This window comes from Roseovarius aestuarii, assembly GCF_019966515.1.
Lineage (GTDB): Bacteria > Pseudomonadota > Alphaproteobacteria > Rhodobacterales > Rhodobacteraceae > Roseovarius > Roseovarius aestuarii.
On record NZ_JAIMIB010000001.1, the window covers coordinates 145656 to 162207 of the forward strand.

At 60.4% G+C, this 16552-nt stretch carries 14 protein-coding genes; 4 read left to right on the plus strand and 10 right to left on the minus strand.

Features of this window, described 5'->3' with window-relative positions; all coding sequences use genetic code 11:
* Positions 1-30: 30 nt before the first annotated feature.
* Positions 31-453 carry an Lrp/AsnC family transcriptional regulator gene (locus LC334_RS00710; protein WP_244900020.1) on the minus strand — a complete coding sequence of 141 codons (423 nt, stop codon included), beginning with the start codon at positions 451-453 and terminating at the stop codon, positions 31-33.
* A gap of 425 nt (positions 454-878) precedes the next feature.
* Between LC334_RS00710 and LC334_RS00715 the strand changes: the two genes are divergently transcribed.
* Positions 879-1535, plus strand: a complete 657-nt coding sequence (locus LC334_RS00715) for an EamA family transporter (RefSeq protein ID WP_223412832.1) — start codon at positions 879-881, stop codon at positions 1533-1535.
* A gap of 148 nt (positions 1536-1683) precedes the next feature.
* Positions 1684-2565: a DMT family transporter gene (locus LC334_RS00720; RefSeq protein ID WP_085798320.1), complete on the plus strand. Its 882-nt coding sequence runs from the start codon at positions 1684-1686 to the stop codon at positions 2563-2565.
* A gap of 319 nt (positions 2566-2884) precedes the next feature.
* Here LC334_RS00720 and LC334_RS00725 read toward each other — a convergent pair whose 3' ends face one another.
* The 4 genes from LC334_RS00725 to xdhA form a co-directional block, all read right to left on the minus strand.
* The gene (locus LC334_RS00725; RefSeq protein WP_085798321.1) at positions 2885-4468 is read right to left on the minus strand and encodes a xanthine/uracil/vitamin C permease; all 1584 of its coding nucleotides are present in this window, start codon (positions 4466-4468) and stop codon (positions 2885-2887) included.
* A gap of 72 nt (positions 4469-4540) precedes the next feature.
* Entirely contained in the window at positions 4541-5389 is an 849-nt protein-coding gene (gene xdhC, locus LC334_RS00730; RefSeq protein WP_085798322.1) for a xanthine dehydrogenase accessory protein XdhC, read from the minus strand.
* On the minus strand, positions 5386-7710 hold the full coding sequence (gene xdhB, locus LC334_RS00735) for a xanthine dehydrogenase molybdopterin binding subunit (RefSeq protein WP_085798756.1): 2325 nt from the start codon (positions 7708-7710) through the stop codon (positions 5386-5388). Before xdhB ends, xdhC begins: the two co-directional genes overlap by 4 nt.
* Before the next feature lie 11 nt (positions 7711-7721).
* A complete protein-coding gene (gene xdhA, locus LC334_RS00740; RefSeq protein ID WP_085798323.1) occupies positions 7722-9182 on the minus strand; it encodes a xanthine dehydrogenase small subunit in 1461 nt (486 codons plus the stop codon).
* Positions 9183-9341: 159 nt separating this feature from the next.
* Between xdhA and LC334_RS00745 the strand changes: the two genes are divergently transcribed.
* Positions 9342-10253, plus strand: a complete 912-nt coding sequence (locus LC334_RS00745; RefSeq protein ID WP_085798757.1) for a LysR family transcriptional regulator — start codon at positions 9342-9344, stop codon at positions 10251-10253.
* On the opposite strand, the gene bhcD is transcribed toward LC334_RS00745, so the two are convergent.
* The 4 genes from bhcD to bhcA are packed head-to-tail and all read right to left on the minus strand — an operon-like array spanning position 10250 to position 14608.
* On the minus strand, positions 10250-11215 hold the full coding sequence (gene bhcD / locus LC334_RS00750) for an iminosuccinate reductase BhcD (RefSeq protein WP_085798324.1): 966 nt from the start codon (positions 11213-11215) through the stop codon (positions 10250-10252). The genes LC334_RS00745 and bhcD overlap by 4 nt on opposite strands.
* A gap of 58 nt (positions 11216-11273) precedes the next feature.
* Positions 11274-12437: a 3-hydroxy-D-aspartate aldolase BhcC gene (bhcC, locus tag LC334_RS00755; RefSeq protein ID WP_085798325.1), complete on the minus strand. Its 1164-nt coding sequence runs from the start codon at positions 12435-12437 to the stop codon at positions 11274-11276.
* Positions 12438-12449: 12 nt separating this feature from the next.
* Complete coding sequence (bhcB, locus tag LC334_RS00760; RefSeq protein WP_085798326.1) at positions 12450-13418, minus strand: beta-hydroxyaspartate dehydratase BhcB; 969 nt, start codon at positions 13416-13418, stop codon at positions 12450-12452.
* Complete coding sequence (gene bhcA / locus LC334_RS00765) at positions 13418-14608, minus strand: L-aspartate--glyoxylate aminotransferase BhcA (protein WP_085798327.1); 1191 nt, start codon at positions 14606-14608, stop codon at positions 13418-13420. The genes bhcB and bhcA overlap by 1 nt, the downstream gene beginning before the upstream one ends.
* A 197-nt stretch (positions 14609-14805) precedes the next feature.
* On the opposite strand from bhcA, the gene bhcR reads away from it, so the two are divergent.
* On the plus strand, positions 14806-15630 hold the full coding sequence (gene bhcR, locus LC334_RS00770) for an HTH-type transcriptional regulator BhcR (protein WP_085798758.1): 825 nt from the start codon (positions 14806-14808) through the stop codon (positions 15628-15630).
* Here bhcR and LC334_RS00775 read toward each other — a convergent pair whose 3' ends face one another.
* Positions 15631-16458, minus strand: a complete 828-nt coding sequence (locus LC334_RS00775) for a bifunctional allantoicase/(S)-ureidoglycine aminohydrolase (RefSeq protein ID WP_085798328.1) — start codon at positions 16456-16458, stop codon at positions 15631-15633.
* Positions 16459-16552 lie beyond the last annotated feature (94 nt).

Sequence of the window (16552 nt, forward strand, 5' to 3'; positions counted from 1 at the left end):
CGAGAAATACCACGTCAGAATGGCACGCCTTCAAAGCTCGATCAGCCGCTCCTCGACGGGTGAGGATTGCACGATGGACGAGTTCGTCGCGCCAAAGGGAACAATCCTGTCGATGACGGCTTCCATTTCCGCGACATCGCGAACATGTGCACGCGCTACGAAACAGTCCTCGCCGGATACGCGGTCACAGGCGGTAATCTGCGGTGTCTCACGGATCGCCCGGATCATGTTGCTCATCTCACCGGGCAATGGTCGTACACGGATGAGAACCGTCAGACCGTAACCAAGACGTGCCGGATCAATCCGTGCGCCATAGCCCTTGATGATACCAATGTCTTCAAGTCGTCGCACTCGATCGGCGACACTGGGCGCTGACAGACCAACACGGCGGGAAAGTTCCGCACGGGGTATCCGCGCATCCGCGCATAACTCGCGGAGAATGGCAGCATCCATGCTATCAAATCGCAAACCTTCTGATCGAAGGTTAGACGATGACTTTTCCTTCATTTGATGTGTAGTTCCTGGGTCATTCATGCTTTCACCCCATATTATATACCATTTTTACCTTGTATTATGACATAATGACAGATCAAGCCAAAGCAAACCTTGCCTCAACAAACGCCTCTGGAGTCATGTCTCGTATATCGGCGACGATTCCGCCCCATGCTTGGTTTGGTGTATCAGCAGTATTTCACTATCTCGGACCAGCATTTGCTGTGTTGCTGTTCCCGGTCGTAGGTGTGCTCGGTATCGCCTGGTTTCGCATCGCTTCGGCAGCTTTGGTGTTTGCGCCAGTCACGAAACCGTGGCGCACGTTCAAAAACGCCACCAATCGGGAACGCTTACTACTTCTCGCCCTCGGAGGCTGCCTTGCGATCATGAACAGTGCTTTCTACCTTGCGTTAGACCGGCTTCCCATCGCGCTTGTCGCGGCCATTGAATTCATCGGAACCATTGGCCTGGCGCTTTGGGGGCTACGGACCGGTCGCAACTATCTGGCGCTTGGTGTGGCGGTTACCGGTGTTGCTTTTTTGATCAACGTACCCTCCCTGCTTGTTATGGACGGGGCTGCGCTTACTTCTGATCTGCTGGGCCTGCTCTGGGCCGTTCTGAATGGCGCGCTGTTCGTCCTCTACATCATACTTGGGCACAAGATTTCCGAAGGCGACGCATCCCGTGGCGTGGAGCGCCTTGGAGCGGCGATGGCAGCCGCCTTTGTCTTTGTCATGCCCATTGGGTTCTTGCAGGCGCTTGACGTCTTTGGCGCGCCTTTGCTGGTGTTGGCCGGTATCGGCGTTGGGGTTTGCTCATCAGTCATTCCATATGTCTGCGACCAGCTTGCCATGTCCCGACTGCCGCGCGCCAGCTTCGCGTTCCTTCTGGCATTGCTACCCGCGACCGCGACGATCATCGGTGTCATTGTTCTTCAGCAGATTCCAAGCGGGCCAGACGTTCTTGGCGTCGTCCTGGTCATGATCGGGGTGGCCCTTCACAGGCCTGCGCCACTGCCGACAATAACCGAGGCCCGCACATGATCAATTGCATATCCATAGCAGTAACTGATCCGGGCGCGGACGCACCGGCAGAGCGGCAAGGGGCTAACGTCGCCTATTTCGGGACTTCTATCTGCGATCTCAATGCAAACCGGATTGAGGCGACAAACTTGCCCCGCAAGGACCTGTCATGAAGACCTCGGTGTCGGACCGATCCGCCGGCGTCATTCTGGGCACCCTCGGGATGTTGGGTTTCAGCGGAACGCTGGTGACGACGCGCATAGCCGTGGCCGACTTCACCCCGTTGGAGATCACATGCGCCCGGATTATCATGGCCGGGATGCTGGGTGCCGCCTTCCTGTTCTTCACCAATCAACGCACCCTGCCGCCACGCCGGTTTCTGATGCCCATGCTTTTCATGGGTCTGGGGCTGTCCGTGGGGTATCCGTTTTTCCTGGCCAAGGCACTGGAAACTGTGCCTGCCGTCCATGGTGCGGTCGTGACAGGGCTGGCGCCTGCAGCAACAGCGATGATCGCTGTATTGCGAACCGGCGAGCACCCTTCCCTGCAGTTCTGGATCGCCTGCGGCGTCGGGTTCTTCGCAGTCCTGTATTTTGCCTATGACGCAGGTGACGGGCATCTAAGCCTCTCCGATGGCTGGTTGTTTCTCGGAATGCTGAGCCTTGGGTTCGCCTATGTCGAAGGCGGTCGGGTCTCACGTGAACTGGGTGGCGCCTTGACCTTGAGCTGGGCCATGTTGTTTCTCACGCCGATTGCCGCTCTTGCGCTGGTCGTGCGGCTGGGCGACATCGACCCGTCGGCGATTGCCCCAGAAAGCTGGGCCTCGCTGCTCTACCTCGGAATCATAAGCATGTTTCTGGCATCGGTGCTCTGGTATCGCGGCCTTGCTCTGGGCGGTATCGCCCGCATCGGCCAGATCAACCTTCTGCTGCCACTGGCGGCTTTAGGTTGGTCGGCACTGCTTCTGGGTGAAGACATCACCGCCACGGCAATCACCTGTGCAATCATCGTTTTTGCGGCGATGATCGTGTGCCTGAAAACCCAAAGCTGAGATTTGTCATTCTCTCCGCATGCTTTGATCAATATGGGCAACATCATCGTCAGGTATTTCGCATGGCCATAAGTGCGGCGACGCCCCTTACAATCAGACCGAGGCCAAGCAAATAATAGTGCCCCGCCGGGCCAACATGGTCATCGCGATTACCGGCCAGATTGACCCCAATAACGCGCCCGAGCCGTAACAGAGCAGTCCCGCCAATCAACCGAAGACATATCCACGGAAACAATGCGTTGGAAAAGGCAACTGTCGATTGATGCCGTGCCCACCAGCAGGATTGAAAAGGGCGGTAAACCCGCCCTTTTCACTGATCTTAAGTATCGCCTAGGGGTCTTGGCTCATCCGTCGGCAGGTTCTTGTTTTCCAGCGCGTCATCCTTGTGGAAAATCGGGTAGATGAACAGGAAGGCGGCTGCGATAAGATACCCCGCGCTGATCGCACTGAGATCTGGCCAGTGCAGGCTGGCGCCGTGGATGATACCGAACATGGACATGACCGAGGCCGCCAGCGCAAAGCCACCCGCATTCCGGAAATCACCGTCGATGATACTGGCGACGATCGCGCCCCAGATCAGACCGGTCAGGATGGCGCCCTGAGACAGCGCCAGATGGCCGCTATAATGCGCGCCCTGCTGCAGCAGTGCGGCGGTCAGTGCCGGATCGCCAAGCTGCGGCAGGCCCTCAACGCCAAAGCCTCCGAGCGCGCCCATCAATGATCCCCATTTGACCATCAGGAAGGCAGACACATGCGGCATCATCGCCAACGTGACGGCGGCCATGTGATCGGGCTTGACCGAATGTGCCGTATTGGTGATCAGGCTAAGCGCCACGAAAACCAGCACCGGCGCGGCGGCGGCCACCGGGATCAGATTGTTGAGAAAGGCCAGTAACCCGAAGAACGCCGCCAGCGGAATGATCACACCGACGCCGATCACATAACCCGAATGCGCCCCCATACGCTTATAAGCCGGATGGCCGATATAGGCAGTGGTCGGGAAAGGCGAGCCAAAGAGCGCACCGATCATCGTACCAGCACCATCGGTCACCTGACACAGCGCCACCGGGTAATGATCCCCCGCGGACTCGGCGCTTTCGACGTTGTTCATGGTTTCGATGAAGTTATAAATCTGCACCGGCACCAGTACGAGGAACAACTCGGGATTGGCAAAGAGGTGCTGAATACCCGCGATCAGGTCGCCGAAATAGGGCACAGGCGGGTAAAATCCCACACCATCGAAACTGATCGACGCCTGCCCGATGACCAACGCAACCAACGTGCCCACGCCCAGCGCCAGCAGACCTGCAGGGATGTTGTAGGGCAGCCGGAAACGGCCAACGAGACCCCAGAGGATGATGATCATCGAGGCGAAGCCCACGAACGGGTCTTCGAAAATCGTGGCCAGCGGCACGGTGCCGATAAACACCAGCGCGATGCCGCAGAGTGTCCCGAGCATGCCGGCACGCGGCGTAACCCGCTTGAGGAACGGTCCGATAATGGCACCTAGACCCGCAACGATACCACCCATGAAGCCCGCGCCAATACCCACCTGCCAGGCCAGCATCGCGTCCTGGGTCGACCAGTAAATCGGCCCGATGACGCCAAACAGATAGACAAACATCACCGGGGTCGAGATGCCGTAGGGCATGGCGGTGACGTCCCTGCCCTCTTTCTCGGCCACGCGCTTGGCCAGCCAGGTATAGACAATGACGCCCGCCAGTATGGCTACCGCTGCCCCCGGCACGATCCGGCCAAAGACGATCTCGGCGGGCATCTGGAACACGAACTGGCAAATCCCCGAGAGCACGATCAGATTGATCAGGTTGTCGGTAAAAAGCGCCCAGAACGCGCTGAAGTCGTTGCGCGCAAATAGTCTGTAGGAATAACTTCCTCCCTGCATGGCAGGCCTCCTTTGCTTGAGTTGGCCGGGCGTTTAGCGACCTCACGTCGCCGATCGACCCCGGCCGGGTCCCTACCTTGCGTCGCGCAAGGCCGTTGCCGCCTGTCCGGCGGTATCCTGTCGTTCGGTTGTGAGCGCCGCCATAACCTCGGCCACCACGAAGGCGGCGATGATCTCGGGCCGTTTGTCAGTGCTGCCGCCAGAGCCGATCGGGCAGGTCAGCGCCTCGATGCTCTGACCGTCGCAATGATCGCGGCACCAGTTGCGGAACTTCGTGCGTTTCGTGGTTGAGCCGATCATGCCGACATAGGCGACATCATTGCGGTCCAACGCATGAGCCGTCAGCAGGAAATCAAGCGCATGGTCGTGGGTCAGCACGATAAATGCGCTGCCCGCTGGCGCAGAAGTGATCTCGGCCTCGGGAAGCGCCGTATGACGATGCTCGACCTGCGCCGTGCAAAGCGCCAGCTCTGCCGCGCGGGTATCCACCAGAATAGGTCGCACGGGAAGCTGCGAGAAAAGCCCCGCCAGAGCCCGGCCCACATGGCCCGCGCCCATGATGTAGACATGCGGCAAGGCAACGACCTCGCGCTGCGCGTCCAGAATCGCTTGATCGCGGGCGGTTTGATCCATCCGGCGAATATCAACATCTACCCGCCCCCCGCAGCATTGGCCGATCTCGGGTCCGAGCGGCACGTCTTTCACCGCGTGATCATCTCCCCGCGCCAGAAGCGCTCGGACCTCGTCGATCATCATGTATTCCAGTTGGCCGCCGCCAATCGTGCCTAGCGTTTCGCCCGGCGCCACGAACATCTCTGCGCCCGCATTGCGCGGGGATGAGCCGCGTACCCGGGTCAAAACGACCTGCGCGACGTGATCGTTGCGCTCCAGAAAGGCGATGAGGCGGAGTTGTTTGCTCATGCTGCCCTCCCGGCTTTAAGACGCTCAACCGCCATAAGCACGCATTCTGGCGTGGCGGGTGCGTCGAGCCGCGGGCATTCGCGGTAGTCGGCCACACTGGCCACGGCCATCGACAGCGCCTCGAAGACTGAAATGCCCAGCATGAAAGGCGGCTCGCCCACGGCCTTGGAGCGTTTGATCGTCATTTCTCGGTTCTCCGACCAGTCGGCCAGATTGACGTTGAAAATGCGCGGCCGGTCCGAGGCCAGCGGGATCTTGTAGGTCGAGGGCGCGTGAGTTCTGAGCCGTCCGGCATCATCCCACCAGAGTTCCTCGGTTGTCAGCCATCCCATGCCCTGAATGAACGCGCCTTCAACCTGCCCCTTGTCGATCACCGGGTTCAATGAGCGGCCCACATCATGCAGGATATCCGTGCGCAGCACCCGGTATTCGCCGGTCAGCGTGTCGATCTCGACTTCGGAACAGGCGGCGCCATAGGCGTAGTAGTAGAACGGGCGACCCTTGCCCGAAGCGCGATCCCAGTGGATCTTGGGCGTCTTGTAGAACCCCGCCGCCGACAGATGCACTCGCGCCATATAGGCCTGTTTAATGAAATCGTTGAAGGTGATCACCTCGTCACGGATTTCAACGCGATTGGGCAGGAAGCGAATGTCGTCGGGTTCCGCCTGCCAGCGCTCGACCGCGAAATCGATAAGCCGGGCCTTGATCTGTTCGGCTGCATCGAGCGCCGCCATCCCGTTCAGGTCCGACCCGCTGGAGGCCGCGGTGGCGGAGGTGTTCGGCACTTTTTCAGTGGTGGTGCGGGTGATCTTGATCCGGTCGAAATCCACCTGGAACGTGTCAGCCACAACCTGCGCGACCTTGGTGTTGAGCCCCTGCCCCATCTCGGTGCCGCCATGGTTCAGATGGATCGAGCCATCGTTATAGATATGCACCAGCGCGCCGGCCTGATTGTACCAGGTGGCGGTGAACGAGATGCCGAATTTCACCGGTGTCAGCGCAATGCCGCGGCGGATGATGCCGCCCAGGGCATTGTGATCCAGCACAGCCCGACGCCGCGCCTGATAGTCGGCGCTTGTCTCAAGTTCCTCGACCAGGCGGGCGATGATATTATCCTCGATCTTCTGGTGATAGGGCGTCAAATCACGCCCGTCCGGCCCGTAGAAATTGGCCTTGCGTATCTCCAGCGTATCCTTGCCGAGCGCGTAAGCGATCTCTTCAATGATCCGTTCGGCGGCAATCACCCCCTGCGGGCCGCCGAAACCGCGAAAGGCGGTGTTGGAGACGGTGTTGGTCTTCATCGGGTGGCTTTCCAGCCGCACATTTGGGTAGAAATAGGCGTTATCCGCATGAAACAGCGCGCGGTCCGTCACCGGGCCGGAGAGATCGGACGAGAACCCGCAGCGCGCGGCAAACTGGCCGTCAACCGCCTGAATGCGGCCTTCGTCGTCAAAGCCGACATCATAGTCGATGACAAAATCATGCCGCTTGCCGGTGGCAGTCATGTCCTGATCGCGGTCGGGACGGATCTTGACGGCGCGATTCCATTTCTTGGCTGCAATCGCCGCGACCGCGCAGAAGAGGTTCATCTGGCTTTCCTTGCCGCCAAACCCGCCGCCCATGCGCCGCACGTTGACCGCGACCGCGTTCGACGGCACGCCGAGGACATGGGCCACCATATGCTGGGCCTCGCTGGGGTGCTGGGTGGAGCAATGCACGGCCACGTCGTCATCCTCACCCGGGATCGCAAAGGCGATATGACCTTCCAGATACATATGATCCTGCCCGCCCACAGACATGCGCGCGCTGATCCGGTGCGGGGCAGCCTCAAGCGCCGGTCCGGCCTCGCCGCGCTGGAGCGTCAGCGGGTCGGTGACATGGGGGTATCCAGCCTCCTGCGCCGCGATCGGATCGAGCGCGTGGGGCAGACGCTCATAGTCGATCTCGGCGAGTTCCGCCGCGCGCCGCGCCGCATCGCGGGTCTCGGCAATCACTGCGAAAAGCGGCTGGCCGTTGAATTCCACCTTCTCGGTGGGAAATACCGGTTCATCCTCGCGCCCTGTCGGGCTGATATCGTTATGGCCGGGAATGTCATCAGCGGTCAGCACCCCGACGACGCCCGGCGTCGCGCAGACGGCGGAGAGATCCATGTTGTGGATCCGGGCGTGAGTCTCGGTCGAGACCCCAAGGTAGGCGTGAAGCGTGCCGACGGGCTCGGCGATATCGTCGGTATAGGTGGCGCTGCCGGTCGCATGCTTGATCGCGCTGTCATGCTGCAGATCGGTATGGACCGCGCCCCTGATTGTGGTGTCGTCTTTCATCATGCCCTCCGTCACGCGCTGAGCCGGACGGGCAGGTCAGCGGCCCGGTCGTGTTCCAGATAGAAGCGGCGCAACAGGTTCTGGGCCGAAAGCATCCGGTAGCCAGACGAGGCCCGCCAATCGGTCAGCGGTTGAAAATCCTGCGGCAAGGCGCTGGCCGCAGCGTCGAACACCGCTTCACCCCAGGGCTGGTCAATCAGTGCGGCCTCGGCGCTTTTTGCCCGTTTTGGCGTCGCGGCCATGCCACCGAAAGCAATGCGGGCATCCGTAATCCGCTCCTCGGACACGCTAACGCAGATACCCACGGCAACCGACGAGATATCCTCATCCCTGCGTTTTGAAATCTTATAGGCCGCATGGCGCTGGCCGTCTTCGGGCCGCGGAATGCGGATGGATTCCACGAATTCACCTGTCGCCCGGTCCTGCTTGCCGTAGTCGATGAAAAAATCCTCAAGCGGCAAGGTCCGGCGGTCAGCGCCCTTGCGCAGGGTTACTTCGGCCCCGAGCGCAATCAGCACCGGCGGCGTGTCCCCGATGGGGGAGCCGTTGGCGATATTGCCGCCGATCGTACCCATGCTGCGCACCTGCCAGCCAGCGATACGGTTCCAGTACTCCGCGAGATAGGGGAAATGGTCCTCGACCAACGGGCCGAACTCGGAATAGGTGACATTGGCGCCGATGGTGACGTCCTGATCGGTCGCCTCGACCGCCTTCAACCCGTCCAGATGACCGATGAAAATCGCCGGGCTGATCGGGCGCAGGAATTTCGTCACCCATAGCCCCACATCCGTCGCCCCGGCCACGATCGTGGCTTCGGGGTGGTCGGCCAGAAGCTCAGCGAAATCATCCACATCCGCGGGCAGAATGCTGCGATCATCCTCGGGGCCCGTAACAACGCGTCTGCCATCACGCAGCGATTCGAGGCGGCGGGTTACGGCATCGCGTTCGCGGGTCAGATGATCGGCGGCGGGCGAGCCGTGACTGCTGACGGCTTTCGCGGCTCGAATGATCGGCTCGTAACCGGTGCAGCGGCACAGGTTGCCCTGGAGCGCGGTTTCGATCTGGTTTTCCGACGGGTCCGGCACGGCCATCCAGAGCGCATAGAGCGACATCACGAAGCCCGGCGTGCAGAAGCCGCACTGGCTGCCGTGTTGTTCGACCATGGCCTGCTGGACCGGATGCAGACGGCCATCGGGACCGGATAGGTATTCGACGGTAACAACGTGACAACCATTGACCGAGGCCAGAAAGCGGATGCAGGCATTGACGGGCTCATAGGTCAGCGTGCCCGCTTGCAGACGGCCCACCAGCACGGTGCAGGCGCCACAATCCCCCTCGGCACAGCCTTCCTTCGTGCCGGTCAGGCGCTGATCGAGCCGCAGATAGTCCAGCAAAGTCTGCGATGCCCCGACATCGGGCACCGAGATATCCCGGCCATTCAAAACAAAACGGATCTCTTGACGCTGCTCCATCAGGCCTCCTCCTGCGTGATGATTGTGCGAAGTTTCAGGAAGAATAGCCGATTTGACTATCAATGAATACGGGCGGAGTCGGCAAATACTTTATACGAAACGTTGAAAATAACCCAGAATTGGGTTCAAATGGGAGACGCACGCAAACGGGAGCGTCTCATGCCTTACATCGAAAGCCTGCGGGTGTTTGCTCGCGTGATCGAACTGGGCTCGATCACCTCGGGAGGGCGCGATTTGCGGCTGACCCCGGCGGTGGCCAGCAAGCGCATCAAGGAGCTTGAGAAACGCCTTGGCGTACGGCTGTTCAATCGCACCACGCGCTCGATCACGCCAACCGAGGTCGGGCGCGTGTTCTATGACGAGGCCAGAAAAGTGCTGGAATCGCTGGATGAGGCCGAGGCGGCGGTAGCCAATTTCTCGGACACGCCGCGCGGAGTGATCCGGGTGACTGCCCCTCTGGGCGTCGGGCGGCGGATCATCGCGCCGCTAGTACCGCGGTTTATCGAGCAATTCCCGGATACGCGGGTGCAGATGCGCCTGTCTGACCGGATCGTCGATCTGCTGGCCGAGCGGCTGGACGTGGCGTTTTTCGTCGGAACGCCGAAGGAATCAAACCTGAAACTCAGGAAAATCGCCGAATGCGATCGGGTGCTTTGCGCCGCGCCGTCCTATCTGGAACGCTTTGGGACGCCGAAGTCCCCCGATGATCTGCTGGGCAACGGTCATAGCTGCCTGTTGCTGCGCTACCCCCGCTCACCGGAATATTTCTGGATGCTCGAGACGGAAACCGGCCCACGCAAATTCGATGTCATGGGAAAATTCGATGCGGACGATTCGGACGTGCTGACCGAATGGGCGCTGGCGGGCGAGGGGATTGCCAACAAGCCGCGTTTCGACGTGGCCCCTCACCTGAAAACGGGCCGGCTGGTCGAGGTGCTGTCGCAGACCCCGCCCAGCCCGTCGCTTTTCGGGTGCCTCTATCCACATCGGAAACTGCAGGACCCGAAGATCAGGCACTTCGTTGATTTCATATCGAAAAACAGCCGCAAGGCGATGGAAGCGGCGGGTTAAAACTCCACCTCAATCGCGATACCCTGTTCGACCGCACGCTTCACCACCGCGTCTGCAACAGCCAGATCCTGCAGCCCAACACCGGTGCCGTCAAAAAGAGTGACTTCATCGTCCGACGTCCTGCCCGGATGGGTGCCATTGATGACCGCGCCAAGCTCACTGATCTGGCCCTGATTGATCAGCCCGGCGGCGATGGCATGCTGACATTCCCCGATGCTGACCGACTGCGCTAACTCATCGGTGAATACCGTCGCCCGTGCGATCAGCGTGGCCCCAACCTCCTGCTTGCCTTTGGTGTCGGTGCCCATACAGGCGATATGGGTGCCGCCTGAGACATGCGCGTCCATCAGGATGGGATCGAAACTGGAGGTGATCGAGATGATCACATCCGCCTCGGCCCCCAGTTGATCCAGTTCGACCTTTTCAAAGGGAAGCCCGGCCTCCTGCGCCACCTCCTCCAGGCGGCTCAGCATCTCGGGGTGGTAGTTCCAGCCGATGACCTTTTCGAAGTCGCGCTGCTCCAGAGCCGCACGCAATTGAAACGCCGACTGGTGCCCGGCCCCGATCATGCCGATGACACGGGCGTCTTTCGGCGCGAGATGGGCAATCGAGACCGACGAGGCCGCTGCCGTCCGCAGCGCGGTCAGCAGATTGCCCCCCACCACGGCACGGCATTTGCCGGTATCGGCGTCAAAAAGGAACACGGTTGACTGGTGATTGGTCAACCCTTTGACCTCGTTCCCCGGCCAGTAGCCGCCTGATTTCAAGCCCAGATTGAGCGCGTCGCGGTCGAAGCCGGATTTGAACCCGTAGAGAGCGTCGGCATGACCGATCGACTCGCGGATCACCGGGAAATTATAGGCCGAGCGTTTCGACATGGACGCGAAGACCTGTTCGACGGCGTCGAAACTGTCCTTTCGCGAGACCAAATCGGCAATGGCGCTTTCAGGCACGATATACATGGGTCACCTCAATTCGGGAAAAAGCGGCGGGGCGCACCCCGCCAGTCTCAGGAAGAATTCAATAGGCCTTGCCCCGGGCCGAAACCGGCCAGAGGGTTTCAACCTTGCCGCCCCGAACACCCACGTACCAGTCGTGGACATTGGCGGTGGGGTCGCAATGGCCGGGCACGAGGCGCAGTTTTTCGCCCACTTTCAACGCGCCAGCCGGGTCCGCGATGACCCCGTGCTCGTCCGAGCACTTGATGTATTCCACATCATCGCGGCCGAAGATGAAAGGCAGGCCACTATCGACCGATTGCGCTTTGAGGCCCGCATCACAGATCGCCTTGTCGGCCTTGGCATGGCTCATGACTTGCGTCAGCAGGAAGAACGCATTTTCCCATTCGCCCTGGTCGATACGCTTGCCATCCTTGTCGAGGATACGGCCATAATCCGCGTCCATGAAGGCGTAGGAGCCACATTGCAATTCGTTGTAAACACCTGAATTAGCTTCGAAATAATACGACCCGGTGCCGCCGCCCGAGACCAGATCGCATGTCAGACCTTCCGCCTTGAGACCCTCCACGGCATCCTTCACCTGCGCGATGGCGATATCCAGTTTTTCCTGCCGGGCTTCGTAGGTATCCAGATGCTGCATCGCGCCCTGATAGGCCTGAATGCCACTGAATTTCAGGCCATCGGCGGCCTCGACAGCCTTGGCGATCTCGATCACCGCAGGGGTCGTCGTCACACCGCAACGCCCGGCGCCGCAGTCGACTTCCACGAAAACCTCAAGCTCGGTGTCATGCCTCTCGGCCGCCACCGACAGATCAGCGACATTGGCCAGATCGTCGACGCAGACGATAATGCGGCTGCCCAGTTTCGGCAGTTGCGCCAGACGGTCAATCTTGGCCGCGTCGCGGACCTGGTTCGAGATCAGTACATCCTTGATACCACCTCGAACGAAGACCTCGGCCTCGGAAACTTTCTGACAGCAGACACCGACGGCGCCGCCCAGCTTCTCCTGCAATTTCGCGATATCCACGGATTTGTGCATCTTGCCATGCACCCGGTGGCGCATGCCGTGGGCCTTGGCGTAATCACCCATTTTCCTGATGTTGCGCTCCAGCGCATCAAGGTCCAGCACCAGCGCCGGGGTCTGGATATCGGCCTCGTCCATGCCCGGCACGGCCGGTACGTCAAAGCCCACGTCGAGTTGCGAAATATCGGTTTGTGCGTTCATTTTCCTATCCTTTCAGCGGTTCAGCCAGGGCAGCTTGTCCAGATCGACATTGCCGCCGGTGATAATGATGCCCACGCGTTTGCCCGCGAAACGGTCACGGTTCTTGAGGATCGTGGCGAGCGGCACCGCCGATGACGGCTCCATCACCACGCGCAGGTGTTTCCAGGTGAGTTTCATCGCCTCGATGATCTCGGGGTCCGAGGCCGTCAGGATGTCGTGCACATGGTTCGACACGAAGTGCCAGGTCAGGTCCTTCAAGGGCACCAGCAGACCGTCGGCGATGGTTTTCGGCGCATCGTCGGCAATGATGTGACCGGCCTTGAAGCTGCGATAGGCATCATCGGCCTGCTCAGGTTCGGCAGCGACCACCCGGGTTTCCGGGGCGAGCGTCGAGAGCGTCAGGCAGGTGCCCGAGATCATGCCGCCGCCGCCGATCGGGGCCACAACGTAGTGCAGCCCGTCAGTTTGTTCCCTCAGTTCTTTCGCGCAGGTTCCCTGCCCCGCGATCACCCGGGGATCATTGTAGGGATGCACGAAATCACCTCCGGTCTCGGCCTGCACCTTGGCGAAGGTCGACTCGCGCGAGGTGGTCGAGGGTTCGCATTCGGTGATCTTGCCGCCATAGCGGCGCACCGTATCCTTCTTGGCCTGCGGGGCGGTGTGCGGCATGACCACGTTGCACGGGATACCGCGCAGCATCGCTGCGTAGCTCAGGCACGAGGCGTGGTTGCCCGAGGAATGGGTGGCAACGCCTTTCCCGGCCTGCTCTTCGTCCAGTCCGAACACCGCGTTGGTGGCGCCGCGCAACTTGAAGGCGCCCGGCTCCTGAAAGTTCTCGCATTTGAAGTAGAGCTGCGCGCCGGTCAGCTCGTTCAGATAGTCTGACGTGCGCACCGGCGTGCGCCGGATATGCGGCTTGATCCGCTCATGAGCCGCCAGCATGTCGTCGTAGGTCGGGATATACATCGGTGTATCCTTCATCACGCGGCGGCCTGCAAACTGGTGCCGTTATTGTTGCGGTAATAGTCCTGCGCCGCGGCAACGCCCGAGCCCAACCGGATTTCGAGACCCAGATCGGCCATGACCATTTCAGCTGTGGCGATGCCCGAAAGCGCCAGCACGTCGGTGAGCTGCCCCAGATGCCCGATGCGGAACACCTTGCCCGCAACCTCACCCAGCCCGACACCGAAGGCGACGCCATATTTGCGGTCGGCATGTGTAACGATATCGGTGGCGTTGAAGCCGTCGGGCGTACGAATGGCGCTGACCGTTTCGGAATAGGTCTCGGGGTTTTGCGCACAAAGCTCCAATCCCCAGGCACGGGTGGCGACGCGCACACCTTCGGCGATCCGGTGATGGCGGGCAAAGACATTTTCCAGCCCCTCCGCCAGCAACATCTCGGTCGCCAGTTTCAGCCCGTTCAGCAGGCCGACAGCGGGCGTGTAGGGATAGGCATTGTTGGCATAACCGTTGGCCATATCGCGGATATCGAAGAAGGTGCGCGGCAGTTGCGCGGTCTCGACCGCCGCCATCGCCTTGGGCGAGACGCCGACAATGGCCAGGCCCGCGGGCAGCATGAAGCCCTTCTGGCTGCCGGTCACGGCGATATCGACACCCCATTCGTCCATGCGGAAATCCATCGACGCGATGGAGGAAACCCCATCGACGAACAGAAGCGCCGGATGACCGGCCGCATCCAGCGCGAGGCGCACGGCGGCGATATCGGATTTCACGCCCGTGGCGGTCTCGTTATGAGTGGCCAGAACCACCTTGATCTTGTGCGACGTGTCCGCTGTCAGGATCTCTTCGTAGCGATCCGCCAGAATGCCCTGCCCCCACGCGGTTTCGACGATCTGCACATCCAGCCCGTGGCGCTGGCACATGTCGATCCAGCGGTGCGAGAACATACCATTGCGCGCGGCCAGCACCGTGTCACCGAGGCTGAGCGTGTTGGTCAGGGCGGTTTCCCACCCGCCTGTACCGGTGGACGGAAAGACGAAAACCTCGGCGCTCGTGCTTTTCAATATCTCCTTCACGCCCGCCAGCGCAGGGTGCAGGATGTCGCCGAAAACCGGCGAACGGTGGTCGATCGTCGGCATGTAGACCGCTTTGCGCAGCTCCTCGGGCATGTTGGTCGGACCGGGAATGAAAACGGGGTTCTGAAAGCTCATGGTCGTGCGCTCCTGTGGCGAGTCGATGGAACCATAAACCAAGGAAGGTGAGCATTAAATTTTTTTGAAAACGTTTTTCATTTTCAAAGTTTTCACGTTTAATATATTTGTTTCAGTAGTTTGTATTTTTTCAGTGGTCAAAATATATTTTCAATAGTATTCAGTAAGTGTTTTCGAATTTCCCGGAGCACGCAGATTTGGCCCAGCAACCCCGCCGCAAAGGGCGCCCGAAAAGCTTCTATTCAAAGCCCGCACAATCCACGATCCAGTCACTGGACCGCGCTCTGGACGTGCTCGACCTGCTGGCGGCCCATACCGGGCTGACCCTGTCCGAGATCGCAACGAAACTTGACCAGTCCCCGGCAACCATGCACCGCGTTCTGGCCACCCTTGAAGCGCGCGATGTGGTCGAGATGGATGCCCAGACCCAAAGCTGGCATATCGGTGCCGCGGCCTATCGCTTGGGATCAGCCTTTTTGCACCGTAGCGGTGTGGTCGAACGCAGCCGCCCGGCGATGCGCAGGCTGATGGAACAAACCGGCGAGACCTCGAACCTCGGGATCGAAATGCATGGCAACGTGATGTTCATCAGCCAGATCGAGACCAGCGAGACCATTCGCGCGTTTTTCCCGCCGGGCACGATTTCACCGATGCATGCATCCGGTATCGGCAAAGCGCTGCTGAGCCATTACGCAGAGGATCGCATGACGCAATTTCTGACCGGACGGACATTGGAGAGCTTTACTGAAAAAACGGTTACCTCGCCGGGGGCGCTGAAGGAGGACCTGCGCCTTGCAAGGCAGCAAGGCTGGGCCTTTGACGACGAGGAAAAGACAACCGGCATGCGCTGTGTCGCCGCCCCGATCCTGGATATCTATGGTGACGCCATTGCGGGCATTTCAGTTTCGGGTCCGACTCATCGCTTGGGCACGGACCGGATCGGCGGCATCGGCACACTGGTCCGGGCCGCCGCGCTGGAGATTTCGCGCGGGATGGGCGCGCCCGAGGCTCCCACCTGCTGATTACCGGGCGCCCAACACCATATGCCGGTTCACATCCTTGTAAAGCAGGTAGCGGAAAGGTCCCGGCCCGCCCGCGTAGCAGGCCTGCGGGCAGAAGGCGCGCAGCCACATATAGTCGCCCGCCTCGACCTCGACCCAATCCTGATTGAGCCGGTAAACCGCCTTGCCCTCCAGCACGTAAAGCCCGTGTTCCATGACATGGGTTTCGGCAAAGGGGATCACCCCGCCAGGCTGAAAGGTCACGATGGTCACGTGCATGTCGTGCCGCAGGTCCTCGGGATCGACAAACCGCGTCGTTGCCCAGACGCCGTCGGTATCCGGCATCGGGGTGGGCGCGACGTCGTTTTCGTTCGCGATCATTAAGTCTGGCGCGTCAAGCCCTTCAACCCTATGATATTTCTTGCGAATCCAGTGGAACTTCGCGGCTTCCGGCCCATGGTTATGCAAGATCCACCGGGTCTCTGGCGGCAAGTAGGCATAACCGCCGGATGTCAAAACGTGTTCGTCCCCGTCGACCGTCAGGCTTACCTCCCCTTCAACCACAAACAGTACCGCCTCGACATCTGGTTCAGCCTCTGGCGTGTCGCTGCCGCCGCCCGGTTGCACCTCGGCGATATATTGCGAAAAGGTCTCAGCAAAGCCCGACAACGGTCGCGACAGCACCCAAAACCGCGCGCCTTTCCAGAACGGCAGGTAGCTGGTCACGATGTCGCTTAGCGTCCCCTTGGGGATTACCGCATAAGCCTCGGTGAAAACCGCCCGGTCGGTCAATAGCTGCGTCTGGGGCGGCAAACCGCCTTGCGGTGCGTAGTAACTCTTCTTGCTCATTGGGCGGCCCGTCTCAAGTTTCTGTTGCTACGCCCATCAGACCCCAGCTTGTGCCGTCTTCCAACCGAATTCATGACTTGCATTGACTGAAGGT